This is a genomic window from Azospirillum sp. TSO35-2, from assembly GCF_003116095.1.
Lineage (GTDB): Bacteria > Pseudomonadota > Alphaproteobacteria > Azospirillales > Azospirillaceae > Azospirillum.
In genome coordinates, this window is record NZ_LGRA01000021.1 from 730,345 (window position 1) to 756,887 (window position 26,543).

Sequence of the window (26,543 nt, forward strand, 5' to 3'; positions counted from 1 at the left end):
GTGGCCATCCGCCCTTTTCGCGACAGCGGTCAGGCAGCAGGGCCGCTTCGTCAAGGTGCGGCGTCAAACTCGATGACCAATAGGTCTTCATCGATGTGCAAAAATGAGTTCACTTCAAGGGTGCCGCGAGCAATGGCCTCATTGATCATCACCTGAGCTTCAGCAAGTGTGATGGGTTCCCCCTCATAGAACAGCCGGCCGTCGGTGTACCGAATGACATGATAGGTAGCCGTGGTCATGCTGCTGTACTCCGTTAACTTCCTACCCCCCGTTAACGCTGGCATCGGCAGTTCCGCTCGGGGAGCCTCTATCCTGAGCCGTTTCGTCAGGACAGCATCAGGGGGAGGTGAAGGCTCCTCCTTTTCGCGACACTCCGATCCACCTGGATCAGAGTGTCCGCTTTGCCACCCTTTGACGGACAGGAATGTGAAGGTTGCCGATACTCGGAATTGAAGGCCTCAGTGCGCCACCGTGAAGCCAACGCCCATAGACGTGGCGTAGAGACACTATGAAAGATCAGCCTGGGACGGCGCGGTCGCCACCCCCGCTGCCGATCCTTGCTCACAAGGCGGTATGCTCCTCGACCGCCGACTCAAGCCGGCCCTTGAGGTCGAGGAACCGCGCATCGATAGCCAGCGGGTTGTCCAATTTGAGCATGATCATCTCCGAGCGTGTATTGGCGTGCCAGTCTACGCTCATCCGTCGCGAGGGCCGGGAACCGTTCCTACTGTTCGTGCGTCAGGAGTCGCCGCCGCACCATCGTCCTCTCCAATCATTCGGCGCATCATAGCGGCGGCCGTCCGACGACTTCTCCCCTTAACAGTTTGAGGGATGCTGTCCGCATCGGACCGCGGTTGGCGGATGAGTTGACGCGTATACTGGAAGGTGGCGAGTTGGACTGTGGCCCCGGATCGCGGGTGGCCTGACAACCACCATTGGGGCTGAACCGACATCCAGTCGCCAAAGCCCTCGCTTCCCACTACAAATCCGCGGCGTCCCAATCCGGTGCGAATGGAGGCCGAACAAAACGCTCGGCCTTCGGCAGTGCAGAGATCGCAGCACGATCTTCGTCTCCGAGCCGAACTCCGAGCGCCTCGAGATGGACCATCACCGCGAGAGCGGTCACACCCGCCAAAGCCGACAACAGCGGCCTCATGTAGGCTCCGTCCGCTGATGATCGTTGCTCGTGTGTCTTGCGCCATGAATCTAAGTTGCATGGAGGGCTGGCATGCGACAATGCGGAAGTGAATGCTACCAGCCTTCGGCTGTGCCGAAGGCTCTTGCCACCATGCCGCTGAATCTTGGATAATCCGGGATGCGCTTTGATCTCACTGACCTGCGTTTGTTCCTACATGTTGTCGAGGCTGAGAGCATCACCCGTGGGGCTGAGCGAGCCGGGATGGCACTCGGGTCTGCGAGCGAGCGTATCCGCAGCATGGAGATGACCGGAGGCGTGCTCTTGTTGGAGCGTCGGCCCCGTGGGGTCCGACCGACGCCGGCGGGCCAAGCGGTCGTCCACCATGCCCGCGTTGTGCTGGGCCAGCTTGAGCAGATGCGGGGCGAGTTGGGGCAGTACGCTAAAGGCCTGCGCGGCCATGTGCGGGTGCTGGCGAACACTGCGGCCTTGGCCGAGTTTCTGCCCGACTCCTTGGCCTCCTTCCTTGCTGATCACCCCGGGGTCGACGTCGATCTGGAAGAACGGCCGAGCCGCGAGATCGTTGATGCCATCGCAAGCGGGCTCGCCGACTTCGGCATTGTTGCCGACACGGTGGACCTCGGCGCCCTACAGACTAAGCCGTTCCGAACCGACCAGCTTGTCCTTGTGGTACCAGCCGGTCATGCTCTGGCCGACCGAAGCGAGATCGCGTTCCGGGAGGTGCTGGACGAGCCTTTCATCGGCTTAGGGCACGGCAGCGCACTCCAGGCGCACCTTGCCAGCCACGCAGCCAGGGCCGGCCGCACGCTCAAGTTCCGGGTGCGTGTTAGCGGGTTCGAAGCGGTGTGCCGGATGGTCGAGAGCGGGGTGGGGTTGGCAGTGGTACCCGAAGCGGCCGCGCAACGATCAGGCGGAGCAGGGGCGATCCGGTCGGTTCCGCTCAGCGATGCGTGGGCGCTCCGGCGCCTAACCCTCTGTGCCCGCAACGTCTCGGCGCTGCCGGTGCATGCCAAGCAGCTTGTGCACCACCTTACCTGCGGTGATGCATAATTCAGCGGCCGGCCGCTGTCGCGAAAGGGGCCATGGCCGCCTCGCCGGCATGCCGGCGGCGATCAGCTGGCCAGCACTGGCCCGGCCGGCTCTTCGATCTCCACCGCAGCCGCCAGCAGGTCGACGTCGAGGCCCTGCGCCTGATGCCTGCTGTCCGGCGCCGACGACGTGGCCCCGCCCTGGGCGATCCGCTCGCCCGCATGCCGGCGGTGATGACGTTGGTGCAAAAAGGCCGGGCTGGTGGCGGTCGGGAGGGCGAGCGGGTATAGAGGCGGCCCGCTGAATCCGACCGATGCCGTACAAGGCCAACGAGCCCCGCCGCCACAAGATCCCGAGGGCTCGCTATCGGGTTGAGAACTGGTCAGCTTACGATGCGGCGCTGCGCTGGCTGGGTGACCTGACGATCTGGGTGTCGCCGGAGGCGATCGCCGCGTGGACGCCGCCCGCCACGGGGCGGTGTGGCCGGCCGGTGCGCTACTCGGACTTGGCGATCGAAGCCGGGATGCTGCTGCGCCTGGCGTTCGGTCGACCGTGGCGCCAGACCGAGGGGCTGCTGGGATCGCTCATGCGCCTGCTCGGCCTGGAGTTGCCGGTCCCCGATCACACCACCTTCTCCCGGCGCAGCGGCGACCTGGAGGTGGCAAGCGATCTGGCGAAGGCGGACGGGCCGGTCACCGTGGTCATCGATTCCACCGGGCTGAAGGTGTTCGGCACGGGCGAGTGGCATCTGGAAAAGCTCGGCGGCCAAGCGCGCCGGAGCTGGCGCAAACTCCATCTGGCCGTCAATCCCGATACCGGCGAGATCCTCGCCTCGGAGCTGACGTCCAACGAGGAAGGGGATGCCTCTCTGGTTCGCCCGTTGCTCGACCAGATCGCCCGCCCGATCGGCACGGTGCTGGCCGACGGCGCGTACGACGGTGAGCCGGTCTACCGTGCGGTCGCCGCCCACAGCCCTGCGGCGGAGGTGATCATCCCGCCGCGCTCGACGGCGGTGCCGAGCGCCACGACCGGAAATGCTCCCAACCAACGCGACCGCCACATCCTGAGGATTGCCGAGTGTGGTCGGCTGGCCTGGCAGCGGGCCGTCCGGTACGGCCGCCGCTCCTTGGGCGAGGTGGCGATGATGCGCTACAAACAGGTGATTAGCCGCAGCCTCCGCGCCCGGACTCTGCCCACGCAGAAGGTCGAGGCCGCCGTCGGCTGCAAGGTCCTGAACATCATGGCCACCCTCGGCATGCCCGTCTCCCGCAAGGGCGCCTGATTACCCGCCACCGGCCGCTGGACTCCGTTTTCACGGCGATTTACGCGCCAAAGTCCGACGGAGCCCTTTCGAGATCAGGGGGACCGGTCGATGACCCCGCTCAGGTGAATGGCGAGTTCAACCGAGAAGCGGCGATCCGGGCTTTCGACATCGATGCCGAACAGCTCTTCGATGCGTGTCAGTCGATAGCGCAGGGTGGTGACGTGTACGCCAAGCTGGTCGGAGCAGGCCTTGGTGCGGCACCCCGTCTTCAGATAGGCGGAAAGCGTCTCCAGATAGGGCGTCCCATGCTGACGGTCGTACTCGATGAGGGCGCCAATGCTGTCGGCGACGTAGCCGCGCACTTCGTGGGTGTTCGCCGCAGCCAGCAACATGGGCAGTGGGCCGAACTGTCGGGCATCGAGGACGCCGGGGCGGCCGAACTCTTCGGCGATCCGGATCATCCGCCAGGACCGGTCGCACGCCTCCGCATAGTCCGGCGGGGCCATGCAGCGGCTCGTCAGCACGACGAATGGTTCGGCATGCAGGATGTCGGCGACCGACCGCGCGATCTGCGCCATTAGCCGCTTGACCGGTCCAAGGCTCCGCTCGTCGACGGCGGGAATGAGGCAGACCAGTCCGGCCGGAACGGTGACGAGAGTGCCGGCGATCCCGTGCAGCGACAGCAGCCGCTGGACCGGGAGATGGAGGTCGGCCGCCGCGCTCACTGCCCGCGGACTGCGGCCGGGCAGTCCGACCAGGATCATCTGAGTCGGCAGATCGAGGTTGAGGCCGAGCCGCCGCGCGCGTTGTCCGATGTCGAGCGGATCCCGCCATCGCCGCTCCACCAGCTCCAGGAACAGCTCCGTCAATGACCGGTTTTCGTACCGGAAGCGGATGACGTTGCGCAGCATCTGGATGCCGAGGGCGTGCTTGATGCCGTCGAGCAGGAGCTGATCGGCTTGGCCGTAAGGCTGCGGACCCGGAAAGATCATCAGCACGCCGACCACCTCGCCGTCGGCGGTCAGCGGGTCGATGCGCGGCGCCGTGCGGATGCGTTTGCCGTTGACCTCCCAGAACAGGGTCGCCCCGGTAGCGGCGGGATGGTCGATGGCATCGCGCGCCGCCTTCATGATCGAGGGGCCGAGGTCGGCCGCGACTGCCGCCTGCCAGTCGGCGTCGCCGATGTCGCTGCCGCAGGGCGCCCGGTCGGCGGTGACGAGGTTGGCGGTAAAGTCGACGATGACGATGGAGTAGGGCAGCAGGTCGCGGATGCAGGGCAGAAGGGTGGCCATCGCCCCGTCCTCCAGCGCCTGCCGCAGCAGCGAGGTATTCACTTCCAGCGCCCGTTGCAGGCGTTCGGCGGCCAGGGTCTCGGCACGCAGCCGATGCTGGCGCTCCACTGCGATTTCGCCGAGCTGGACGATCATGCCGATGAAGGCCAGATCCTCCTCGCTCACCTCGATGATGCCGCGGGACACGACGCTCAGCACCAGCGGCCGGCCGCTGTCGTCGGTGCAGTTCATCGGCACGACCAGCACGCTGTGGTAGTCGCGCTCGAAGGCCTCCCGGCGATAGCCGGGGAACTCCTCCGATACCCGGGCGTCGGGGATGAAGACCGGCTCGTTCCGCCGCAGGGCGACCAGAGACGGGCTGGTCGCCAGCTCCCAGCGGTCAGGCAGCGGACGCTGGATCAGCGTGGGGTCGTGGCGAACGACGACCAGGGCGTAGCCATGCTCGACATCGACCGCCATGATCGACCCCATCGACCAGTTGGCATGTCGGCAAGCGGCCAGGACCAAGCGCTGAAGCACCGTCGCCAGATCCCCGCCCGAATTGATCAGGCTTGCCACCACGCGCAGCGACTGGATGCGCGACGTCTCGACCAATGCTCCTCCGGCGAACGGATGGGCCAAGGCCCGGTTTCGAACGACTCTAACCCGATGACGGCACTCGGGAAAAGCGGAACGGCAGCGCCCTTCCGGGGGCCCTATACCGGCACGCGGGGTGCCAGAAGGCTCAAGGACCGTCCGAGGGCCGGAGATTGCCGCTCCCGTCAGGCTGTCGGGCGGCAGCGGGCGGAAGGCCGGCCGGCCGGGCGCCCGCTCTCGCTCCCGCACGGCGCGGCGGATCAGGACGAAGCGGCCAGCGCGGCGCAGCCGGCGGCGGCGTAGACGAACAGTCCCGACGGGCCGACCCTGTCCATCAGCAGGGCGCCCGGCACCGGACCGACCATCGCCCCGGCGGCCCAAACTACCAGCAGGCCGCTGACCGTGGGAACGATGCGGCCCGGCGGTACCACGTCGCAGGCGTGGGCGACGCACAGGGCGTAGATGCACAGGACCTGGCTGCCCCACAGCGCGAACCCCGTCCATACCAGCCAGGCCGGGCTGCCGGCCGGCAGCAGCGCCAGCCTGGCGGACAGGACGGCGCCGGTCGCGGCCACGGCGGCGATCACGACGCGGCGGTCCCGCCGGTCCGATAGCGCGCCGAGCGGCCATAGGGCGAGAAGACTGCCGCCCTGGAGGGCGACGAGCAGGGCGGCGGCGGCCGGTTCCGAAAGGCCGATGCGCAGCCCGTACAGCGGGGCGAACGCGATCATCGTGCCGGTCACCACGCCGACCGCGAAGCAGCCGACCAGGGCCGACGGCGCCAGCCTGAACAGCCCGCGCAGGTCGAGCGAGACGGCGGTTGGCAGGGCCGGGTGACGGCGACCGGCAGAACCGACAGCAGGATCAGCAGGAGCAGCAGTCGGAAGGGCTGGTCGCCGCCGGGGTCGAGCAGGAGGGGGCCGGCCATCAGCGCCAGCTTGGTGGTGACCATATAGACCGCCAAGATCCGCCCGCGGTTGCCGTCCTGCGCTCCGGCGCCAATCCACCCCTCAATCACCGTGAACAGCCCAGCGAAGCCGACGCCGGTCAGCGCGCGCAGCAGGACCCAGCCGACGTTGCCGCCGGCCAGCAGCAGGGCAAGGGCGAGGATCGCCATCAGCGCCGCCAGCCCGGCATATGCGCGGACGAAGCCGAGCCAGCGGACGACTCTCGGCGCCGCCAGACAGCCGGCGGCGAAGCCGACGCCGTAGGCGGACGCCACCATGCCGATGTCGGCCGCCGACAGGCCCTGCGCCTGCATGCGCAGCGGCAGCAGGGCCTGGAGCAGCCCGTTGCCGGCCTGCATCAGGACGGCGGCCGCCATCACCGGCAACAGTGGCGACATCAATAGCCGCGCCCCCGGTCGACCCGGTTGGCCAGCGGTCGCCCGTCGCGGAAGGCCGCCAGGGTCGCCGCCACCTGTTCCACCGCCTGCGTCGGGTGGGTGGCGGCGGCGCTGTGGGGGGAGACGCGGATGCGTGGATGCCGCCAGAAGGGATGGCCGGCCGGCAGCGGCTCCTCGCTGAACACGTCCAGGCTGGCTCCGCCCAGCCGGCCGCGATCGAGGGCGTCGAGCAGGTCCGCCTCGACCAGATGGTCGCCGCGCCCGGCATTGACCAGCACGGCACCGGCCGGCAGGCGGGCGAACAGGCGCCGGTTCAGGATGCCGCGGGTGTCGGCGGTCAGCGGCAACAGGCACACCAGCTGGTCGCAACGCGGCAGCATCGCCTCCAGCCCGTCGGGGCCGGCGAAGCACTTCACGCCGTCCAGCCGCTTTGGCGACCGGCTCCAGCCGAGGACGCGGTATCCCAGCGCCTCGAGGACGACGGCGGCGGCACGTCCCAGCTCCCCCAGCCCAAGCAGCCCGATTGTGACCTCGTGGGCCGGCCGGTAGGGCAGCCACCGCCAGACCCCCGCCGCCTGCGCGGCGTCGAAGGCGTCGGAATGGCGATGCCAGCGCAGCACCTGGAGGGCGACGAAGCCGGCCATGTCGTCGCTCAGGCTGTCCGCCACCATGCGGACGAGCGGCACGTCGGGAAGCGACGGGTCGGCCAGCAGCGTCTCGACCCCGGCGCCGAGCGACATCACCAGCCGCAGCTTGGCCAGTCCGGCGAAGATGCCGGGCGGCGGTTGCCACACCAGCGCCATGTCGATGTCGTCCGGGTCGCCGACCTCCGGCCAGACCCGCACCGTCACGTCGGGAAGGCGGCGGTGCAGGGCCTCCCGCCACAGGTCGGCATTGTCGATGCCCGAACAGAACAGCAGCGTCATCGGGCTGCGTTGAAGCGGCATGTCGGTATAGCCTCGATCCATTCGAAAAGCCGGGCGTGGGCGGGAGCGGGCGCGCCGGAGCCTCAACGGGCGCCGGCCTTTTCCGCTTCCATCTCCTCCATGTCGAGGAAGCGGTCGCCGATGCGCGGATGGGCGCGGCTGCCGTCGGACGCGCCAATGGCGACCAGCAGCTCGTCGGGACCGGGGGAGTCGGGAACCTGGAAATTGGCGGTCAGGAAATGCGCCCGCTTGCCGGTCTCCGTCTTATGGATCATCGGAAGGGCGAGCAGGGCACCCGGGGCGTTGCGGGTGTTGGTGAAGCTGAGGAAGGTGGTGCCCTGCGCCGCTTCGCGGAACATGTTGCCGAAGCGCAGCGTGTGGATCAGGGCGGAGGCGTGCTCGATCTCGCCGTTGACGCCGACCGACGCAGCCTTGCCATAGGCCTCGATGCGCGCGGCCGGCATCAGGGCGACCAGGCGCCGCGTCATCTCGGCCCCCAGCACCGGGGCCACCCGCAGGATCTCCGGCCGCAGATTCTCGACGAAGCCCTGGCCGGCCCAGGGGTTGCGCAGCACGGCGGCGACGACGACTGACGTGATCGGCCGTTCGGCCGGCTTGCCGCCCTCGACGATGGTCTCCTCGATGAAGGTGGAGATCTTGCGCAGTCCGATGTCCATCATGTCCTGTCCGATTCTCTGATGTCCGGTCCCGGAGCCGGCCGGCGGCTTCGGGGGGTGGAAACTGGGGAGCGTTGGCGGTGGGGTCAGCTCGCCGCCCTGGCGCTGGCGACCCACTGCTCGAAGGTCGACTTGTTGGCGGCGAGCCACTCCTGGGCGAGCGCCCGGATATGGCTTTCGCTGGCGCCCTTCTCGCTGATGCTGCGCTCCCAGGCGGCCCACATCTGCAGCGGGAAGCCGATGTTCTCGACGAGCGCCTTCACCGCCGGGTTGGCGGCGATGAAGTCCCGGTTGGCGACGGTGTTCCAGTTCCAAGAGGCCATGGCCATCCGGCAGGGGTCGGCGCCGCCGGCGCAGCCCGACACGCCAGCGACGAGCGCCGTGCCCTTGTTGGGCACCGAGGCGGGCAGGGCGTCGAACGGGGTGGGCAGCCAGACCACGTCCTTGCCGGGGACCAGCGTGTTGGTGACCCAGGACGGGCTCCAGGCATAGAAGAAGGCGGGCTCACCGCGGCGGACGCGGGCGACCGCCTCCACCATCAGCGGCTCGTACTTGCCGCGCACCGAGTTCACCGTGTCCTTCAGGCCGAATTTGTCGAGCTGGTAGTCGACCACGTCGCCGCAGCTCCAGCCGGGATCGCAGTTGACCAGATCCGCCTTGCCGCCTTTGCCGAACAGCGCGGCGATCTTCGGATCCTTCATCTGCTCCAGCGAGGTGATGTGGTGGGCGTCGGCCGTCTTCTTGTCGATCAGGTAGCCGTTGACCCCGCCCTCCTTGATCAGGCCGCCGCCGACAATCGTCGCCTGCTGCTCCACCTTGCGGAAGGCGGGCTCGCGCTGCGGGAAGTTGATATCGGTGGCGATGTCGAGGTCGCCCTGCGCCGCCGCCTGGAAGAACAGGGTCGTGCTCAGCGTGCTGAGCTTGACCGAATAGCCGAGTTCCTTGAAGGCAGCGCTGACGATCTGGGCAGTGACGTAGTTGGCGCCGAGGCTGTCCGACTGGGCGTAGCGGATGGTCTTGCCCTTGCCGGGCTGGTCGGCGGCCAGAGACGGCTGGACGCAGGCAGCGGCGAGAAAGGCGGCGACGGAGAGGGACTTGGCGACCGACTTTGTGAAGAAGGGCATGGCGGTTTCCTCAATCGGGGTCGGGACGGGATTCGGGTGGAACGGGGCTTGCGGTTCGGGGCTTGCGGTCTGGGGGCGGGATCACTGGTCCGGACTGGAGATCGCCGGATTGGAGGTGGCCGGGCCGGCGTTCGTTTTGCCGTCGGCCGGACGACCTGAGCGGACGAGGGCGCGCAGGCTGCGGAGCAGCGGACGCCCGCCGGGGCCGCCGGGCTGGGCCAGCTTCTGGGTGATGCGGTCGAGCATCATCGCCAGCAGAACGATGGCGATGCCGCCCACCGCAGCGCGGCCGACGTCGAGCCGACCGAGGCCCTGGAGCACCACCAGCCCGAGCCCTTCCGCCCCGATCATGGCGACGACGACCGACATCACCATCGCGGTCAGTACCGTCTGGTTCAGGCCGCCGAGGATGGTCGGCACGGCCAGCGGGAGCTGGACCTCCCACAGCAGCTGCCGCTTGGTGGCGCCGAAGGCGAGGCCGGCCTCGACCATTTCGGTCTCGACCATGCGGATGCCGAGGTTGGTGAAACGGATCAGCGGCGGGGCCGCCGCCGTCACCACCGCCACCTCGCCTGGCACCGTGCCGACGCCGAACAGCATCACCACCGGCACCAGATAGACGAAGGTCGGGGTGGTCTGCATGATGTCGAGGATCGGGCGGACCACGCCCCACATCCGGTCGCTGCGGGCGCAGCCGATGCCGATCGGGATGCCGATGGCCGCGCAGATGACGATGGCGGTGGTGATGAGCGAAAGCGTGGTCATCGCCTCCGACCAGACCCCCAGCGCGGCGATGGCGACCAGGGCGACGGCGCTGAAGCAGGCGACCCCCAGGCTGGCCAGCCGCCAGGCCAGCAGCACCGCCACCGCCACGATGGCGAGGAAGGGGATCTCCTGGAGCAGGAAGATGTTGAGGTTCAGGACATACTCGACCGGCCACTTGATGGCGAGGAAGAGCGGACGAAGGTTCAGCGCGATCCACGCGACGCCGTCCTGGATCCAGGCGTCGACCGGAAAGACGTTGAGGTCGTTTGCGTCAAGCATGCAGGCCTCCCGCTGGGTGAGGAGGGGCGGCGGCGATGCCCGCCAGGATGCGGTCGGCGGCGAGCGTGCCGGTCAGCCGGCCTTCCTCGTCGACCACCGCCATCGGCCGTCCGGCCCGGTGGGCGCGGGCGGCGTCGAGAAGGCTGTCGCACTCGCGCACCGTGACGAAGTCCTTGCGCAGTGCGCCGATGCCGCCATTTCCGAGGCTGGCAATCCCGCCGCCGGCGGTGTCGCGCAGACCTCGTAGCGTCTCGGAGTCGAGCGCGCCGACGACATGGCCGCCATCGTCGAGCACCAGCCCGCCACCGTCGCCCGTCTCGGCGAGGCACAGGCCGGCGGCCAGCGGGACGGGCTGCACCGGGGTCATCGCCCAGCGGGCGTCGAACAGGCGGGAGCGGTCAACCTCGCGGGTGAAGGCGGCGACATAATCGCTGCCCGGCTCCAGCACAATCGACTGGGGGGTGCCTTCGCGGACCAGTTCGCCGTCGGCCATGATGGCGATCCGCGTGCCGAGCTTCAGCGCCTCCTGGAAATCGTGGGTGATGAACAGGATGGTCTTCTTCAGCGTGCGCTGGAGGCGCAGCAGTTCGTCCTGCATCTCGGTGCGGATCAGCGGGTCGAGCGCGCTGAACGCCTCGTCCATGATCAGCACGTCGGCATCGGTGGCGAGCGCGCGTGCCAACCCGACCCGCTGGCGCATGCCGCCGCTCAGCTCGTGGGGGTAGTGGTTGCCCCAGCGCGCCAGACCGACGATCGACAGCACCTCTTCCGCCCGGCGCCCGCGGGACTGGGGAGAGACCCCCTGGAGCTTCAGGCCGAACTCGGTGTTCTCGGCGACGGTGCGGTTGGGCAGCAGGGCGAAATGCTGGAACACCATGGAGATGCGCTTGCGACGGATGTCGCGCAGTTCCGCCTCGCCGGCGGCAACGATGTCGCGGCCGTCCAGCAGGATCCGACCGGCGCTCGGTTCGTTCAACCGGTTGATGCAGCGGGCCAGGGTGGATTTGCCCGATCCCGACAGCCCCATCACCATATAGATGGCACCGCTCGGAACCGACAATGAAACATCGTTCAACCCTACAACCATTCCGGTTTTTGCCAGAACATCGGTTTTTTTTGCACCTGCGGCCAACATCCGCAGGGCCGGATCGGGAGATTTGGAGAAAACTTTATAGAGATTCTCTACCCTCAGTCGTTCTGTCACAACCGTCTCCCATCGTTGTGTTCGGTGGGCTTTCCCTGTCTTTAAGATTTTTACTTGAGCCCATTAGGAAGACTTGCGCGTCTTCCTGTCTCCCTGTGAAACAGAGGAAAAACGGCCCTAATGTTCCTGCGAATCGGAGCATAGCGCTGCCGGTTCGTCACTTCAGGGGCGAGAAGGCGGTCGGCAGCAGGATGCGGTTTTCCGCCGTCTCGATCAGCGCCGCCAGCTTCGGGATGAAGGCCTGCCAGCGCGGATCCTCGGAGAGCTGCTGGCGGCGGGCGGTGCGGTCCTCGAAATCGGCATAGCCCCACATGTGGACGACATGGTTCAGTGGGCCGATCTCGCTGACGAAGTAACCGATCAGATTTCCGAGGATCGGTTGCTGGATCGCCAGCCCCTCGCTCTGCACCAGCGCCAGATACTCGCGCAGTTTGCCCGAACGGATGCGGTAGATGCGTTCCTCGACGATCATGGTGTGCCTCCCGTGCCGTCACCGGCGACCTCCTGGTGGATTTTGCGGGCGATGCGGAAGCACTCGACGCCGGCGGGAATGCCGCAATAGACGGCGATCTGGATCAGCGCCGCCTGCAACTCGGCATCGGAGAGGCCGTTGCGGATGGCGCCGCGCAGGTGCAGCTCGAACTCATGCATGCGGCCCAGCGCCGCGATCATGCCGAGGTTCAGCAGGCTGCGCTGGCGGCGGTCGAGCGCGTCGTCGGCCCAGCACTGTCCCCAGCAATATTCGTTGACCATCTGCTGGAAGGGCCGGGAGAAGTCGTCGGCCGCCGCCATCGCGCGGTCGACATAGGCGTCGCCGAGCACGTCGCGCCGGACGCGTTCGCCCGCCCGTTGTAGGGGTTCATCCATGGCTTGCGCCCTCCTTCGGCTGCTCGGCGGACGTCAGGAAGCGCCTCATCAGTCCCGCCACCGCGTCCGGCGCCTCGATCAGGATCGAATGGCGCAGGCCCGGCAGGATGTGCAGAGCCGAACCGGGGATGCTGTCGTGCATGGTGCGCGCCATGCGCGGGTTGGAGCCGATGTCCTCCTCCCCGGTGGCGATCAGGGTCGGGCAGCGGATCTGGTCGAGGAAGCCGCCGAAATCGGTTTCCGCCAGGACGCGGTAGGCGGCGGCGTAGCAGTCGGGGTCGTTCACGGCGTTGCGTTCCCGCAGGCCCCGGATCAGATCCGGGTTGCGCTCCTGGAAGTCGTCGGTTAGCCAGCGCGACAGCGAGGCGTCGTAATGCGAGCCCGGCTGTCCGGCCTGCAGGGCCGCCAGACGGTCGAGCACCCGCCGGCGCTCCTCCGGATTGCGGCCGGCGACGGTGGACAGCAGCACCAGCCGCTTGACGCGCTCCGGATGGGTCAGGGTCAGGCGTTGGGCGATCAGCCCGCCCAGCGAAAATCCCGCCAGGTTGAAGCGGCCGAAGCCGGCATGGTCGGCCAGCGCCAGCGTCTCGCCGACAAAATCGTCGATCTCGTAGCGGCCTTTGATCCTTGTGGACCGGCCATGGCCGCGCAGGTCGAAGGTCAGGATGGTGAAGCGGTCGGCGAGCCGCTCCACCACACCGCTCCAGGCCTCCAGGTAGGAGCCGACGCCGTGGATGCAGACCAGCGGCTCCGGTCCCCGGCCGTCGAGCCGGTAGTTCAACGTCACCGGCCCGACCGTGAAGTGACAGAAGTCGGCCATGGTCAGTGCCCCGCCGCAGCCAGGCGCGGCGCTGCTGTGGCAAGGCGGCGCTCCTCCTCATGCCGGCGGTCGCGTTCGCGTGCGGCGAAGACCGGCAGCACCTCGCAGGTGAACAGGTCGAGCGTCTTGCGCTGGAGCTCGACGGGCAGGTTGAAGGACAGGCCGAGCGAGAACTGGTCAACGCCGGCCGCCTCGTAATCCAGCAGCTTTTCGATCACCTCGTCCGGCGTGCCGAACATCAGGTTCTTCAGGACGTTCTCCGGCTTGTAGTTGTCGCGGCCGGCGACGCTTTCGTAGGACACCGCCGTCGGGAAGCCGTTGGTCACCGTCCCGATGTTCTGGAACAGATTCTCGAAACTGCGGCCATAGTCGATGCTGTGCCGTACCGCCAGTTCGGCCTCCTCCGGCCGCTCGTAGCAGCAGGTGCGGCGCTGCATCATGAAGCGCGGGCGCGGCACCTCCGGATGGTCGGTCACCGCCTTGCGGAACTTCTCGCCCAGTACGGCGATCTCGGCCGCCGGGGCGGCCAGCGGCGTCGACAGGATGCTGGCGCCGATGCCGACGGCCCAGTCGAAGGTGCCGGGGTCGCGGGCCGCCACCCAGATGCGCGGGTGCGGCGCCTGCAAAGGCTTGGGCACCGAGGTTGCCAGCGGGAACTTCCAGTAATGGCCATCATGGGCGTAGTCGCCGGCCCACAGCTTTTGCACCGCCGGCACCAGTTCCTTCATGTAGGCGACGCCCTCCTGCTGGGGCATGCCGCCGGCCATGCGGTCGAACTCGTACTGGTAGGCGCCGCGGGCGATGCCGAACTCCAGCCGGCCGCCGGTCAGATGGTCGCACAGCGCCGCTTCGCCGGCCAGCCGGATCGGGCTCCAGTAGGGGGCGACGATGGTGGCGGTGCCGAGCCGGATGCGCTCGGTGTGCTGGCCGAGCCAGGTCAGGACGGTGAAGGGGTTGGGGGAGATCGTGCACTCGATGGTGTGGTGCTCGGCGGTCCACAGGGTCTCGAAACCGCCCTGGTCGGCCATCTTCACCAGCTCCAGCATGGTGCTGGTCACGTCGCTCATCGGCGTGTCCGGTGAGAAGCGCTCCATGGAAAGCGCGACGGCGAACTTCATGTCCTTGTCCTTTTCTCGGGGGAGGAGAAGCCCGGGCGGGGCGGATCAGCGCAGCCGGATGACGAAGGGGTCCTGCATTGCGCCGGAGTAATCGATGACGACGTTCTTCGACCGCGAGAACTCGCGCATCACGTCGAAGCCGCCGCGCCGGCCGTAGCCGCTCTGCTTGAAGCCGCCGTTCGACGACATGTAGGCGGCGGCGCGGTAGGTGTTGATCCAGACGGTGCCGGCGTCGATCCGGGTGGCGAAGCGCATGGCGCGGTCGATGTCGCTGGTCCAGATGCCCGATGCGAGGCCATAGCGGGTGTCGTTCGCCATGGCGATCATCTCGTCCTCCGAGGCGAAGGGCACCACACCGACGACCGGGCCGAAGATCTCGTCCTGCATGAAGCCCATGTCGTTGCGCGCGTCGGCCAGCACCGTCGGCTCGAAGTACCAGCCCTTCTCCAGCCCCGCCGCCTGGGGCCGCCGTCCGCCGGCGGCCAGCCGGGCGCCGTCGCGCTGGCCCGAGGCGACATAGTCCTCGACCTTGGCGAGCTGCGCCGACAGGGCGAGCGGGCCGATGTCGGTGCTCTCCTCCATCGGGTGGCTGACGGTGATGCGCCCGGTGCGGGCGACCAGCGCCTCGACGAAGCGGTCGTAGATGGCGGCCTCGACGAAGCAGCGCGACCCGGCGACGCAGGTTTGCCCGGCTGCGGCGAAGACCCCGGCGACCACGCCGTTCACCGCCCGCTTGATGTCGACGTCGCCGAACACCACGTGGGGCGACTTGCCGCCCAGCTCCATCTGGCAGGGCACGAGGTTGGCGGCGGCGGTGGCGGCGATGCGGCTGCCGGTCTGGGTGCTGCCAGTGAAGACGATCTTCGCGATGCCGGGGTGGCGGGTCAGCGCCTCCCCGGCGGTGGCGCCGGCGCCGGTCACCACATTGACGACGCCGTCCGGGAAACCGGCCTCGGTGACCAGCTCGGCGAGCGCCAGGGTGGAGGCGGTGGCGTGTTCCGACGGCTTGATCACCACCGTGTTGCCGATGGCGAGGCAGGGCGCCAGCGTGCCGGTCAGCAGCATCAGCGGCGAGTTCCACGGCGTGATCATGCCGACGACGCCCAGCGGTTCGCGCAGGTTGAAGTTCAGCATGTCCAGCTTGTTCACCGGGATGGTGTCGCCTTGCAGCTTGTCGGCCATTCCGGCGAAATAGACGTAGCTGTCGGGTATGGCGCGCATCTGGGCGCGCATCTCCTTGATCAGCTTGCCGTTGTCGCGGGTCTCCATCAGCGCCAGGTCCTCGGCGTTGGCGAGGATCAGCTCGGCCAGGCGGCGGACCAGCTTGCCGCGGTCGCTCTGGGTCATCCGCCGCCAAGCCGGATCGGCGAAGGCGGCCCGCGCCGCGGCGACGGCGGCATCGACGTCCTCGGCACCGGCGTCGGCCAGTTCGTACCAGGGCTCGGCGGTGGTGGGGTCGTAGCTCGGGATGTAGCGGCCGCTTTTCGGTTCGACGAACCGTCCGCCGATATAGAGGGCGCGGCGGGTGCCTTCGAGCGACCTGCAGGTGGTGTGCATCGCGGTCTCATATTTTTGTGAAGGGGCGGTGGGGGATCAGCCGTTTTCGGCGAGCGCGCCGGGCCAGGGAGAGGGGCGGCCATCGACCATCGCCAGCCGCCCGCCGTCGCTTGAGTCAATGTAGATGCCGAAGCGGTCCGCTTGCCGTTCCCGGACATAGCGGCGCAGCATCGCCCGGGTCTCACGCATCGGCATGGCCTCGAAGGGCAGGGCGTCGAGCGCAAAGAAGCGGAGGCCCGGCGGCAGGGTCATGGTGGCCGCATCGGCCGCGAGACGGGTGCGATAGACCAGACAGCCGGCGTCCTGCCCGGCGACGTCGAAGACCGAATAAAGGAAGCTGTCGTCCGGCCGCAGCGGTAGTGTGCTCCCGTCAGCCAGAGGCAGTGCCCGTTCGGCCTTGCGGCTGCGGCCGCCCGGCAGGCGCCAGCCGCCCGCTCCGTCGGATTGCAGCAGGATGCCGTCGTCCGCTTCGACGAGGTAGCCGACCTGCATGCCCTGCGGCATCTCCCCACCGGCGCCCGGAACTTCGTGCATCGTCGCGTACCTGCCCCGGCAGAAGCCGAGCGGAGCTGCCCGACCTGCCGTTCCGCTTGGGCCGAAGGCCTGCACGCGGCCGATGAGAACCAGATGGTCGCCGGCCATCACGCGGTCATGTACCGTGCAATCGAACCAAGTGAGGCAATCGGTCAGAACCGGCGCGCCGGTGTGTTTCGGGCCAAACCCGGTCGACTGGAATTTCTCGGGCGAACGGGAGGCGAAAAGGCCGGAGACATCGGCCTGTCCCTCGTGCAGCAGATTCACGGCGAAGGACGGTGTGTTGCAGAAGATCGGAAAACTGAACGATCGGTTTCCGACACAGACAAGGACCAGCGGCGGATCGAGCGAGACGGATGTGAAGGAATTCGCCGTTATCCCGCGGGGATTTCCGTCTTCGTCGAGCACGGTGACAACCGTAACCCCGGTCGGGAACTTGCCGAAGGCGTTTCGAAGGTCTCTTTGATTGATGGGCGATGGTTCACTCGAAGAGAATGTCACGTCTGCCTCCCTTCCATAACGAAGACGAGGCTACCCTGGGCGGATACCGCCATCTTCCTCCTCTACAGAGGAATGTGCGACATTTTGTCCCATCGATTCCAAGGAATGGGTCCTGCCGCGACGGCGCCGTCGCTGGCGGACAGGGGCTACGGGCATATGAAAATGCAGCTGGGGCGAGGCAGATTTTCTGCCCCGCCCCAGCTCAGGCCAACGTCAGACTCAATCCACGCGCCGCCGCCTGCCCGGCCGGTCCATCAGTTGGACGCGGCGCAGAGCTTCTCGCGGGAGGTCTGCTTGGCGGCTTCAGCGGGGCCGCTTTCGTACCTTGCCATCCTGCCGCAGCCAACCTCCCGCCCATTTGTGCGCCAAGGTCGTTCGACATCACAGAAGCTGAGCGAGAATGTGTGGTACAACCAAACTGCATGCGCGATCATTTTGGCTGGGAAGCGGTGGCGGTAATGGGGATCGGGCTCTCGTCTCATCCCGCCACCATGCCGAGAGCAGCTTGGGGTCGCCAACCCCGCTGTTTACGTGACGATGCCCCTCGGTTGGGTAGCGGCAACCGATACGGTGGTCAGCGGGTGTCGTCATGCCGCTCCATATCTCGCACTCGCCCGCTCCAGCACCCTATCCAACACCAACTTGATGGTGCCGGTCAGGTTTCGAGAACGGCCGTCGCCACAAACTCGATACGGACGCCGGGGGACAGGAGTTCCTTGACCACCACGGTTGCACGGCAGGGATAAGGCGGTTTGAAGAACTCCGTATAGACGGCGTTCATGCCGCCCGCGTCGGCCCGGTCGATCAGATAGATGGCCATGTGCACCACGTTGGCCAGCGATCCGCCGGCCGCGCGCATCGCTTGGTCGAGATTGCGTAGCGCCTGTCGCGCCTGCGTTTCGATGTCGCCCTCCACGATGGCGCCGGTGAGGGGGTCCTTCGGGATGTGCGCGGAATAGACGATGTTGCCGGCGCGCAGGGTGGCGGTCACCGGCCCCTTGGGCGGGGCGATGCCGGTATCGATTGGATCGAACATTGGTAAACCTCGTGGGTGCCCGCTGGTCAGGGCAGATCGTGTCGGTGGGTGATGAACTTGGTGGTCAGATAGCCGTCGAAGCTTTCCTGTCCGCCCTCGCTGCCGTAGCCGCTGTCGTTCACGCCTCCGAAGGGGGTCTCGGCGAGCGCGAGTCCGAAATGGTTGATCGACACCATGCCGGTTGAAAGCCCGAGCGCGACCGCATGCGCCGTGTCGGCGGATCGGGTGAACAGGTAGGCGGCCAGCCCGAACGGCAGGCTGTTGGCGCGGCGCAGCACGTCCGCCGCATCGTCGAAGGGCGTGACGATGCCGAGGGGGCCGAAGGGCTCCTCCCGCATGGCGCGAATGTCGTCAGGCAGGTCGTGGATGACGGTTGGCGCGTAGAAGAAGCCCGGTCCATCCAGCCGCCGGCCGCCGGTGGCGATGGAGGCGCCGCGCGAGCGTGCGTCCTCCACCAGCGCGTCCATGGCGTCCTGCCGCCGGGCGTGGCAGAGCGGCCCCATGACGACGTCCGCGCCAAGCCCATTGCCGACCCGGGCGCTGGCGAGCATTGCGACGAAACGGTCGAGGAAACGGTCGTGGACGCGCCTCTGGACATAGAAACGTGTCGGCGACACGCAAACCTGCCCGGCGTTCCGCAGCTTCTGCGCGGCGAGCGCCTCGGCAGCGGCCTCCACGTCGGCATCGTCGAAGACGATGGCGGGGGCATGTCCTCCCAACTCCATGGTCGTGCGCTTCATGTGCTGCCCGGCCAGCGCCGCCAATTGCTTTCCGACCGGAACGGAGCCGGTGAAGGATACCTTCCTCACCTCCGGGGACTCGATCAGCGTGCGGGAGACCACCGCCGGCTCGCCCCAGACGAGGTTCAGGCAGCCGGGCGGCAGACCCGCCTCCATGAACAGGCGGCCGATGGCGACGATGGCGGAAGGCGTGTCCTCCGGTCCCTTCAGGATGATGGTGCAGCCGGCGCCCAGTGCGGCGCAGACCTTGCGCACGGCTTGGCTGAAGGGGAAGTTCCATGGTGTGAAGGCGGCGCAGACGCCCACCGGCTCCCGCACAACCGACTGGACGACATGCGAGTCGCGGGGCGGGATGATCCGTCCGTAGATGCGCCGGCATTCCTCGGCATGCCAATCCGCATGTTCGGCCGAGAAGCGGACCTCCCCCAGCGCCTCGGTCAGCGGTTTGCCCTGGTCGAGCGTGATGGCGCGGGCGATGTCCTCGGCGTTGGCCCGAACCAGGTCGGCGAAGCGACGCAGAACCGTGGACCGGAGCATTGGCGAACTGTTGCGCCATGTGGCGAAGGCGCGCTCGGCCGCGACGACGGCGCGTCGGAGGTCCGCGGCATCGGCGTGCGGGAGCCGCCCCAGCAGGCCGCCGGTCGCCGGGTTGACGATGTCCTGCGTCGCCCGGCCGTCCGTACCCAGCCATTCGCCGTCGATCAGCATGCCGATCGACGGGTAGGCCGCTTCAGCCGCGGCCGCGTCCACGGGTTCATGCCGCATGGGCCACTCTCCTTTCAGTCTTGGTCAGAACCGCGCGATCAACCCATCACAGCCTGATAGAGGCGCAGCCAGTTGCCGCCCAGGATCTTCCCGGCCTCCTCGGCACTGAATCCGACGCGGCGCAGGCCATCGCGGACGGCGGAGAGCTGGCCGGCCCGGACGAACCAATCGGGTTTCGGCACCTTGCCCGGACGCGCGGCGGAACCGGCGCCATACTGCACCGACCGCGTCCAGCGCCCCTTGCGCATCCAGTCAATGTCCACCTGCGTGGTGTTGTGGCTGTAGTCGGTGCCGATGCCGACATGGTCGATGCCGGCCAGGTCGACGGTGCGGGCGACCATCTCGCACCAGCCCTCGACCGTGGCGCAGGCCGCATCGGGGGTGATGTTGCGGTAGGCGACGCAACCGATGACGCCACCGTTGCGGCTCAGCGCCCTTACCACCTCGTCGCTCTTGTTGCGCTTGTGCGGGAACAGGGAGGCGACGTTGGCGTGGGTGATGGCGACCGGCTTTTCCGACCATTCGATGGCGTCAAGCGTCGTCTTGTCACCAACGTGCGACAGGTCGACGACCATGCCTACGCGGTTCATCTCGCGCACCACCTCGCGGCCGAAGCGGCTGAGTCCGCTGTCCTTTTCCTCGTAGCAGCTTCCACCCAGCTCGTTCTGGTTGTTGTAGGTGAGCTGTACGACGCGGACGCCGAGATCGGCGAACAGCTCGACATAGGCGATGCGGTTCTGGAACAGGTTGCTGTTCTGGTAGCCGAGCAGGACGGCGACCCGCCCCGTCTCCTCCGCCCGGCGGATGTCCGCGGCGGTGCGGGCGATCAGGAAGAGGTCGCCCATCTCCCGTTCCATGTCGCGCCACCGGCCGATGGCTTCCAGCGACTCCAGGGTGTCCTCCCAGAAGCCCAGCGTCGGGGTGACGCAGGTGTAGCCGCTGTTCTTCAGTTCCTCGAAAACGGCGCGGTCGAAGTGACCGCACTGGAGTGCGTCGATCAGCATGAGTGGGTGTCCGTCTGAAGAGGGTGTGCTGGCCAAGCGCAGTTCAAGCCGCGGAGGCGTCGCCGTGCAGGAGGGAAAGGTCGGTGTCGTCCTCATCCTGGCGGCCGACGACCCGCCCGTCGGCGGTGACCATGATCGCACCGGCATGGCGGCGGGAGGTGAAGCTGTCCGGCGCCAGTGCCTCGTTGGCGAGATGGAACAGGCGCCACCACAAATCCGCCTCCACCGGGATGCCATGGCGGCGGATGGTGTCGAGCACGGTCGGATGGCCGTCCGCCCTGGACTGCACGGACAGCCGGACGGCTGTGCCGCCATCCTGCTCCGCAGCGGTTACGGTCGCGGACAACCCGTGGGCTTCCGCCAGCGCCCCGGCGATTTGGAGTTCACCCGTCTCGGTGAGATTCAGCGCGACGACGCCGCCGGGCAGTCCGCGGCGATGCCGCTCCACGCACAGGTCGACAAGTGCCGGCGCGGCGATCCAGGCATGTTGCCCGGTGCAATCCGCCACCAATGTGTCAGGCAGGGGCGTGTCGGCACCGTCGAGAATGCGGAGGCCGGTCGGCTTGGCCGCCCGCAACAGGTCCAGGTGGCGCGGCAGTTCCGGAAAGCCGCCGAGGCCGAGGGCAGCGGAATAGAGGGCGCAGTCGCGCAGGCTGGGAACCAGTCCCGGCTCCACGCGGGTCACCTGCATCAGCCGCTCGAGCACCAGCCTGCTTTCGCGCAGGCTCACCTGCAGCGGTACGCCGGAACCGGCGGTCGCATCGTTTGCGGTCCGTATGGTCATGACAGGGGCTCCGCAGGATAGAACCAGGTCTCGTCCGCACCGGCGGCCAGTTCGGCCGGGGTCGGCGCCCCGTGGAACAGCACGCCGCGCAGGTTGCGGTTCAGGAAATCGCGCGTCTTGTCGATGCCGTGGATGCCGACGTTCAGCAGGCGGGTGATGTGGGCGGGAACGAAGCCCTCGCACATGATGTCGGCATGCGGCGAATGATAGGGCAGCCCGGCCAGCGCCTGCACCCGCGTGACGATGGCGCGGTGGGTCGGGTGGGCAAGCAGGAAACGCGCGGTGCTCTGCTTCGGGTCCTGGGCCGCCAGGTCGGCGTCCAGCCGGACGATCAGGCGCGGCAGGTCGAGCCCGAGATTGACCGCGTCGCCAACCTCGTCCCGCGGGCCGCGGCGCGGCTCCTCCGCCGTCACCGACTTGTACCAGACGTAGCGAAGCGCGGTGTCGGACTTCAGGTCAAGCCCGAAGGCCCAGGCATACTGACTGTGGATGATCTCCCGCAGCCGTCCGACCGGCATTTCCGGACGCCCGGTCAGCTCCTCGTCGATCACCAGCGTCTCGACCAGCGCGTCGGCCACCTCCGGCACCAGCTCGATCAGCAGGGAGTGCAGCGTTTCCATCGCGTCCGGATGAATGCTCCCGTCCAGCGAGGCGCAGAGATCGGCGATCGGATGCTCAGCCACGGCCTCGCCCCGGCGCAGACGGGTCAGAAGACGCTCGGTCTGCTCGCGGATGATAAGAAGGTCGGCGTGCACGACGCCGCTTGGGGTGATCGCTTCGTAGACGACGCGGTCCTGGCGGCGGAACAGGATGGCCTTGTCCAGTAGTCGCAACAGGGTCGCGACCTCCGCGGCGTCGGGCCCGGGGATCAGGCACTTGGCCCGAGCGATGGCCTCCTCCCGGACCCACAGCCAGCGGTCGATCAGGCGCGGATGGTTGTTGACGAACAGCATCAGCCCGAGGGCCGAGCCGTTGCCGACGCCGAGATAGCGCGCCAGTTCGGGAGCAAGCGTCACCGCCTGTGGCGATGCCATCCGCGCCAGATGGTGCAGCAGGTCCTGTGCGAACGCCCGCATCATGTAGGCGCACAGCATCTGGGCGGAGAGCGACCAGCGCAGAGGATGGTCCTTCTCGAAGGCAAGGAAGCTCTTGGTCCCGAAGGTGCCGTTGCCGTCCAGCCCCGTATTGCGCATCAAGTAGCAGATCTGGCCCAGCTGGGCGACGTCCGGCTGCCTGCCGGCGACCAGCGACTGCAGGGCATGGTCGAACAGCCGCTGGCTGCGGTTGGAGCGGCACCAGATCAGCGTGCCGGGTGTCGCCCGGCCCTCGTAGAGCTTCGGCAGTTCGACGCGGGTCCGTTCCACGTCGGCCGGGCTGATGTCCCCTTCCACCAGGGCGCCCATCATGTCCCAGGACCGGCCGATGATGCGGCCGGAACGCCCCTGGTCCGACGGCTCGAACGAGAAGACCGGGAAGGAGAAGCGCCAGCCGCCGATGTCGATGCGGTAGCCGGCGGTGCCGTGCCCGCGCTCGTCGATGTCGAAGCTGGTGCGGGTGATGGACCAGCGGTCGCGGATTGCCCGGCTCATCAACGCGCGCGACGCGCTGATGCGGGAGGGCTGGATGGAGGCGAGGCGTTCGGGGGTCATCAGCTCCGCCGGGTTCCGCATCAGCCGGAACAGGCTGTGCGGGTCGGGACCCGGTGCTGTGCCCCCCGCCGACGGGGATAGGGCAAGGCTCATTCTTTGGCTCCGCGTAGGCGAGCGTTGACACGGGCCGCCGCCGCGACCACGACACTCGCGCAGGTTTGCGTGTTGAAGCCCGCGGTCGGTCCCGAGAGCGACAGCGCGGCGATGCAGTCGCCATGGCTGTCGATCACGGGGGCGGCCACGGCGGAAACGGTTCGGGGGCCGGTGACGCCGGAAACCGCGTAGCCGTCGGCACGGATGCGCTCGGCCAGTTCGCGTTCGGGCAGTGCCACGCCGGCCTCGACCAGTCGTGCCAGGGTGTCGGGACGGGCGAAGGCGCTGAGGACGCGGCCCAGCGCGGTGCGCGCCAGATCGAGGCGGGTGCCGACCCGCAGGTCGGCCCGCAGGATGCCCTTGGCTTCGACGCGGCGCATGATGGCGGCTTCCTGCCCGTCGAGCACGGCCATGGAGGCGGTTTCTCCGCTCTCGGCGACCATGTCGTGCAGGATGTCGGCCAGCCGGGCGCCCAGGTTCGCCTGTTCCATGGCCATGGCCGCATGGGCGACGATGCGCAGGGCGAGGCGGTAGCGCCCGTCCTCCGTCTGCTCGACCCATCCGGCTTCCACCAGGGTCTGGAGGCGCTGGTGTGTCGCCGCCCGTGCCTCCTCCACCGTCCGGGCCACGTCCGCGAGCCGCACGGGCTCTGACGACGCCGCAACGACGTCGAGGACGGCAAACGTCTTCAGCACGGAGGAAAGCGGACGAACACTCACGGACGGCTCCTGGTCTGCATGGATGGCGGGCGGATCAGTGCTTGGTCTTCACATCACTGCCTCGATCAGGAATGGTCCCTTCCGGCGAAACGCCGCCGACAGCCGGTCGGCGAAGGTTCCGGCATCCTCTGCGCGCGCCGCCTCAACTCCCATGGATCGGGCGAGACCGGTCCAGTCGATCACCGGGTCGACGAGATCGAACAGCCGGTCGGCGTTGCGGCCTGGTTCCCCGGCGCCGACGCTGCGGTACTCGTTGCGCAGGATGGCGTAGGAGCGGTTGGCGAAGACGATGGTGACGACGTCCAGCCCCTCCCTTGCCTGCGTCCACAGGGCCTGGGCGGTATACATGCCGCTGCCGTCGGCCTGGAGCGCGATGACCTTGCGGTCCGGACAGGCCACCGCGGCGCCGGTCGCCAGCGGCAGTCCGATGCCGATAGACCCGCCGGTCAGCGCCAGGACATCGTGAGGCGGCGCCCCGCGGGTGAGTTCGAACAGGCGGCGCCCGGAGGTCAGCGCCTCGTCGCACAGGATGGCGCCCTCCGGCATCAGGGCGCCGACGGCCGCTGCGATGGAATCCGGCGTCAGCGCCCCGTCGATCATCGCCGGCCGGTCGAGCCGCTGGATCAGCGGTTGGCCACCCGACCCGACGCCAAGCGCATCGGCCAAAGCGTCCAGCGCACCGGGCAGGTCGTCCTCGGGCTCCGCCAGCGTCAGGACGCGGCATCCGTCCGGCAGCGGGCTGCTCGGCCGCCCGGGATAAGCGAAGAAGGCCACGGGCGCCGCGGCGCCGACGAGGATCACCTGCTCGACGTCCCGGAAGGTGGCGATTGCGCCGTCCAGCGGGTAGGGAACGCGCTCCACCGCCACGCGGCCGGCGCCGCGCTCGATGCGGCCGTTCGACTGCTGGGCCAGCAGCCGGACCCCGGTGGCCCTGCCGATCCGCTCCGCCGTGGCAAGAGCCGGCGCCCGCAGCGCCCGGCCGGTCAGCAACAGGACCGTCCGCCGCCCCGAACGGATCGCCGCCGCCGCGTCCGCGACCATCGCGGCCGACACCTCCGCCGGCGGTGGGGCGGGCAGCGGCGGCAAGCCGGGCGAGGTTTCGCTCCAGGCCGCATCGGCCGGCAGGATCAGCGTGGCTATTTTGCCCGGTGCCGTGCGGGCGGTCCGGATGGCCTCCGCCGCGTCCTGGGCCACCGTGGCGGCCGAGGCCGTGCTGCGCACCCAATGGGACATCGGACGGGCCAGCCCCTCGACGTCGCTGGTCAGCGGCGCGTCGTAGGCGCGATGGTGGGTCGCGTGATCGCCGACCACGTTGACGATGGGGGATCGGGCGCGCCGCGCGTTGTGAAGGTTTGCCAGCCCGTTGGCGAGCCCTGGGCCGCAATGCAGCAGGGTGACGGCCGGCTTGTCGGTCATGCGGGCATAGCCGTCGGCGGCCCCCGTCACCACCCCCTCGAACAGGCCGAGGATGCAGCGCATGCGCGGCCGGCGGTCGAGGGCGGCGACGAAATGCATCTCCGAGGTGCCGGGATTGGCGAAGCAGACCTCCACCCCGCCGGCCAGCAGCGTGTCGCACAGCGCGTCGGCACCGGTGTAGGGTGCATTTTCAGTTGGTGCCTGGGTCATCGTCATGCCGTCGGGATGGCGTGGACGGCCGCCGCCGGCCACAGCAGTTTGAGCGAGGCGCCGCTGCCGATGCCGTCCGCTTCCTGCGCGCGCAGCCGGATGCGCAGATCGCTGCCGCCCGACCGTCCGATCAGCAGCGTGCTTTCACCGTAGGGCACCACCGTATGCACGTTCACCTCGGCGCGGTTCATCCTCTCGGTGTCGCCGCCACGGGTGTCCATCATGCCGGCAAGGTGGATGGATTCGGGGCGCAGCATCAGCGTCACCTTCGCTCCGGTCGCCGTCTTCAGCCGATCGGGCAGGCGCATCAGGCCGAAATGCTCGGTCCTGACCAGCCCCTGTTCCGGGTCCAGCACGATGCCCGGCAGCAGATTGCTGTCGCCGATGAAGCGCGCGACGAACGGCGTGCTGGGCCGCCGGTAGACCTCCTGCGGGGTGCCGATCTGGTCGATGCGGCCCTGTTCGAACACGGCGATGCGGTCGGACATGGTCATCGCTTCGGACTGGTCGTGCGTGACGAAGATCGTGGTCACGCCCAGGCTCTTCTGGATACGCTTGATCTCGATCTGCATCTGTTCGCGCATGCTCTTGTCGAGCGCGCCCAACGGCTCGTCCAGCAGCAGGAGCGACGGCTCGAACACCAGCGCGCGGGCCAGCGCGATGCGCTGCTGCTGGCCACCCGACATGTCCTTGGGCCAGCGGTCGCCGTAACTGGACAGACCGACGAGGTCCAGCATGGCGCGCGCCTTGCGCTCGGCTTCCGCCGCCGGGACGCCGCGCATGTTCAGCGGGAACATGATGTTTTGCAGCGCCGTCCTGTGTGGGAACAGAGCATAGTTCTGGAAGACGATGCCGATGTTGCGGGCGTGCGGGGGGATGTTGCTGAGCGAGCGGCCTCCGATCTCGACGGTGCCCGAGGTCGCCGTCTCGAACCCGGCGATGATCATCAGCGTGGTGGTCTTGCCCGAGCCGCTGGGCCCAAGGAGCGTGACGAATTCGCCCTTTTCCACGTCGAGGGACACGCCGCCGAGCGCCGTGACGCTGCCGTAGGATTTGGTCAGGGCGGAAACCTGAAGGTAGCGATCGGGCATGG

25 protein-coding genes and 2 pseudogenes are annotated in these 26,543 nt (G+C 68.2%); 2 read left to right on the forward strand and 25 right to left on the reverse strand.

The features are described from left to right. Positions 1-50: 50 nt before the first annotated feature. Positions 51-239 carry a hypothetical protein gene (locus TSO352_RS19485; RefSeq protein ID WP_109110746.1) on the reverse strand — a complete coding sequence of 63 codons (189 nt, stop codon included), beginning with the start codon at positions 237-239 and terminating at the stop codon, positions 51-53. 1,076 nt (positions 240-1,315) lie between these two features. Here TSO352_RS19485 and TSO352_RS19500 point away from each other — a divergent pair. Beyond that, complete coding sequence (locus TSO352_RS19500) at positions 1,316-2,206, forward strand: LysR substrate-binding domain-containing protein (protein ID WP_109108927.1); 891 nt, start codon at positions 1,316-1,318, stop codon at positions 2,204-2,206. Between the two features lie 62 nt (positions 2,207-2,268). On the opposite strand, the gene TSO352_RS33275 is transcribed toward TSO352_RS19500, so the two are convergent. Then, positions 2,269-2,433: a hypothetical protein gene (locus tag TSO352_RS33275; protein ID WP_158284607.1), complete on the reverse strand. Its 165-nt coding sequence runs from the start codon at positions 2,431-2,433 to the stop codon at positions 2,269-2,271. Between the two features lie 65 nt (positions 2,434-2,498). Here TSO352_RS33275 and TSO352_RS19505 point away from each other — a divergent pair, with 65 nt between their 5' ends. After that, complete coding sequence (locus TSO352_RS19505) at positions 2,499-3,467, forward strand: IS5 family transposase (protein ID WP_109108928.1); 969 nt, start codon at positions 2,499-2,501, stop codon at positions 3,465-3,467. Between the two features lie 74 nt (positions 3,468-3,541). Here the strand turns inward: TSO352_RS19505 and TSO352_RS19510 are convergent, their stop codons facing one another. The 23 genes and pseudogenes from TSO352_RS19510 to TSO352_RS19615 all read right to left on the reverse strand — a co-directional run bounded on the left by TSO352_RS19510 (position 3,542) and on the right by TSO352_RS19615 (position 26,541). Beyond that, a complete protein-coding gene (locus TSO352_RS19510; protein WP_109108929.1) occupies positions 3,542-5,335 on the reverse strand; it encodes a helix-turn-helix domain-containing protein in 1,794 nt (597 codons plus the stop codon). Between the two features lie 242 nt (positions 5,336-5,577). Continuing rightward, positions 5,578-6,324: an MFS transporter gene (locus tag TSO352_RS19515; protein WP_109108930.1), complete on the reverse strand. Its 747-nt coding sequence runs from the start codon at positions 6,322-6,324 to the stop codon at positions 5,578-5,580. Next, positions 6,240-6,662: pseudogene (locus TSO352_RS34040) on the reverse strand (MFS transporter); the annotation flags it as partial. The gene TSO352_RS19515 and the pseudogene TSO352_RS34040, both read right to left, overlap by 85 nt. After that, entirely contained in the window at positions 6,662-7,609 is a 948-nt protein-coding gene (locus tag TSO352_RS19520) for a glyoxylate/hydroxypyruvate reductase A (RefSeq protein WP_247872268.1), read from the reverse strand. The gene TSO352_RS19520 and the pseudogene TSO352_RS34040, both read right to left, overlap by 1 nt. Positions 7,610-7,671: 62 nt before the next feature. Beyond that, the gene (locus TSO352_RS19525) at positions 7,672-8,265 is read right to left on the reverse strand and encodes an amino acid synthesis family protein (protein ID WP_085091820.1); all 594 of its coding nucleotides are present in this window, start codon (positions 8,263-8,265) and stop codon (positions 7,672-7,674) included. An 86-nt stretch (positions 8,266-8,351) separates the two neighbouring features. Next, positions 8,352-9,389 (reverse strand): glycine betaine/L-proline ABC transporter substrate-binding protein ProX, encoded by a 1,038-nt coding sequence (gene proX, locus TSO352_RS19530; protein WP_109108931.1) that lies wholly within the window; start codon positions 9,387-9,389, stop codon positions 8,352-8,354. Positions 9,390-9,470: 81 nt separating this feature from the next. Then, positions 9,471-10,433 carry a proline/glycine betaine ABC transporter permease gene (locus TSO352_RS19535; RefSeq protein WP_109108932.1) on the reverse strand — a complete coding sequence of 321 codons (963 nt, stop codon included), beginning with the start codon at positions 10,431-10,433 and terminating at the stop codon, positions 9,471-9,473. Then, on the reverse strand, positions 10,426-11,568 hold the full coding sequence (locus tag TSO352_RS19540; RefSeq protein ID WP_348770650.1) for a betaine/proline/choline family ABC transporter ATP-binding protein: 1,143 nt from the start codon (positions 11,566-11,568) through the stop codon (positions 10,426-10,428). Before TSO352_RS19540 ends, TSO352_RS19535 begins: the two co-directional genes overlap by 8 nt. A 226-nt stretch (positions 11,569-11,794) precedes the next feature. Continuing rightward, the gene (locus TSO352_RS19545; RefSeq protein WP_085091605.1) at positions 11,795-12,109 is read right to left on the reverse strand and encodes an NIPSNAP family protein; all 315 of its coding nucleotides are present in this window, start codon (positions 12,107-12,109) and stop codon (positions 11,795-11,797) included. After that, a complete protein-coding gene (locus TSO352_RS19550; protein ID WP_109108934.1) occupies positions 12,106-12,504 on the reverse strand; it encodes a carboxymuconolactone decarboxylase family protein in 399 nt (132 codons plus the stop codon). The genes TSO352_RS19545 and TSO352_RS19550 overlap by 4 nt, the downstream gene beginning before the upstream one ends. Continuing rightward, positions 12,497-13,324, reverse strand: coding sequence for an alpha/beta fold hydrolase (locus tag TSO352_RS19555; RefSeq protein ID WP_109108935.1), 828 nt, complete (start codon positions 13,322-13,324; stop codon positions 12,497-12,499). Before TSO352_RS19555 ends, TSO352_RS19550 begins: the two co-directional genes overlap by 8 nt. A 2-nt stretch (positions 13,325-13,326) precedes the next feature. Then, positions 13,327-14,442: an LLM class flavin-dependent oxidoreductase gene (locus TSO352_RS19560; protein ID WP_109108936.1), complete on the reverse strand. Its 1,116-nt coding sequence runs from the start codon at positions 14,440-14,442 to the stop codon at positions 13,327-13,329. Positions 14,443-14,487: 45 nt separating this feature from the next. Next, positions 14,488-15,999, reverse strand: a complete 1,512-nt coding sequence (locus TSO352_RS19565; RefSeq protein ID WP_109108937.1) for an aldehyde dehydrogenase — start codon at positions 15,997-15,999, stop codon at positions 14,488-14,490. Positions 16,000-16,035: 36 nt separating this feature from the next. Continuing rightward, positions 16,036-17,034 carry a flavin reductase gene (locus tag TSO352_RS19570; protein WP_109108938.1) on the reverse strand — a complete coding sequence of 333 codons (999 nt, stop codon included), beginning with the start codon at positions 17,032-17,034 and terminating at the stop codon, positions 16,036-16,038. A 374-nt stretch (positions 17,035-17,408) separates the two neighbouring features. Beyond that, positions 17,409-17,516: pseudogene (locus tag TSO352_RS19575) on the reverse strand (IS6 family transposase); the annotation flags it as partial. Between the two features lie 173 nt (positions 17,517-17,689). Further along, complete coding sequence (locus TSO352_RS19580) at positions 17,690-18,070, reverse strand: Rid family hydrolase (RefSeq protein ID WP_109108939.1); 381 nt, start codon at positions 18,068-18,070, stop codon at positions 17,690-17,692. A gap of 26 nt (positions 18,071-18,096) precedes the next feature. Beyond that, on the reverse strand, positions 18,097-19,575 hold the full coding sequence (locus tag TSO352_RS19585) for an NAD-dependent succinate-semialdehyde dehydrogenase (protein ID WP_109108940.1): 1,479 nt from the start codon (positions 19,573-19,575) through the stop codon (positions 18,097-18,099). A gap of 38 nt (positions 19,576-19,613) precedes the next feature. Then, positions 19,614-20,579 carry a dipeptidase gene (locus TSO352_RS19590; protein ID WP_109108941.1) on the reverse strand — a complete coding sequence of 322 codons (966 nt, stop codon included), beginning with the start codon at positions 20,577-20,579 and terminating at the stop codon, positions 19,614-19,616. A 43-nt stretch (positions 20,580-20,622) separates the two neighbouring features. Further along, positions 20,623-21,363, reverse strand: coding sequence for a hypothetical protein (locus TSO352_RS19595; protein ID WP_109108942.1), 741 nt, complete (start codon positions 21,361-21,363; stop codon positions 20,623-20,625). After that, positions 21,360-23,105 carry a hypothetical protein gene (locus TSO352_RS19600; RefSeq protein WP_109108943.1) on the reverse strand — a complete coding sequence of 582 codons (1,746 nt, stop codon included), beginning with the start codon at positions 23,103-23,105 and terminating at the stop codon, positions 21,360-21,362. The genes TSO352_RS19595 and TSO352_RS19600 overlap by 4 nt, the downstream gene beginning before the upstream one ends. Continuing rightward, complete coding sequence (locus TSO352_RS19605; protein WP_109108944.1) at positions 23,102-23,824, reverse strand: IclR family transcriptional regulator; 723 nt, start codon at positions 23,822-23,824, stop codon at positions 23,102-23,104. Before TSO352_RS19605 ends, TSO352_RS19600 begins: the two co-directional genes overlap by 4 nt. Positions 23,825-23,872: 48 nt before the next feature. Further along, a complete protein-coding gene (locus TSO352_RS19610) occupies positions 23,873-25,456 on the reverse strand; it encodes an acetolactate synthase large subunit (RefSeq protein WP_247872269.1) in 1,584 nt (527 codons plus the stop codon). Further along, positions 25,453-26,541, reverse strand: a complete 1,089-nt coding sequence (locus TSO352_RS19615) for an ABC transporter ATP-binding protein (RefSeq protein WP_109108945.1) — start codon at positions 26,539-26,541, stop codon at positions 25,453-25,455. The genes TSO352_RS19610 and TSO352_RS19615 overlap by 4 nt, the downstream gene beginning before the upstream one ends. Positions 26,542-26,543: the final 2 nt, after the last annotated feature.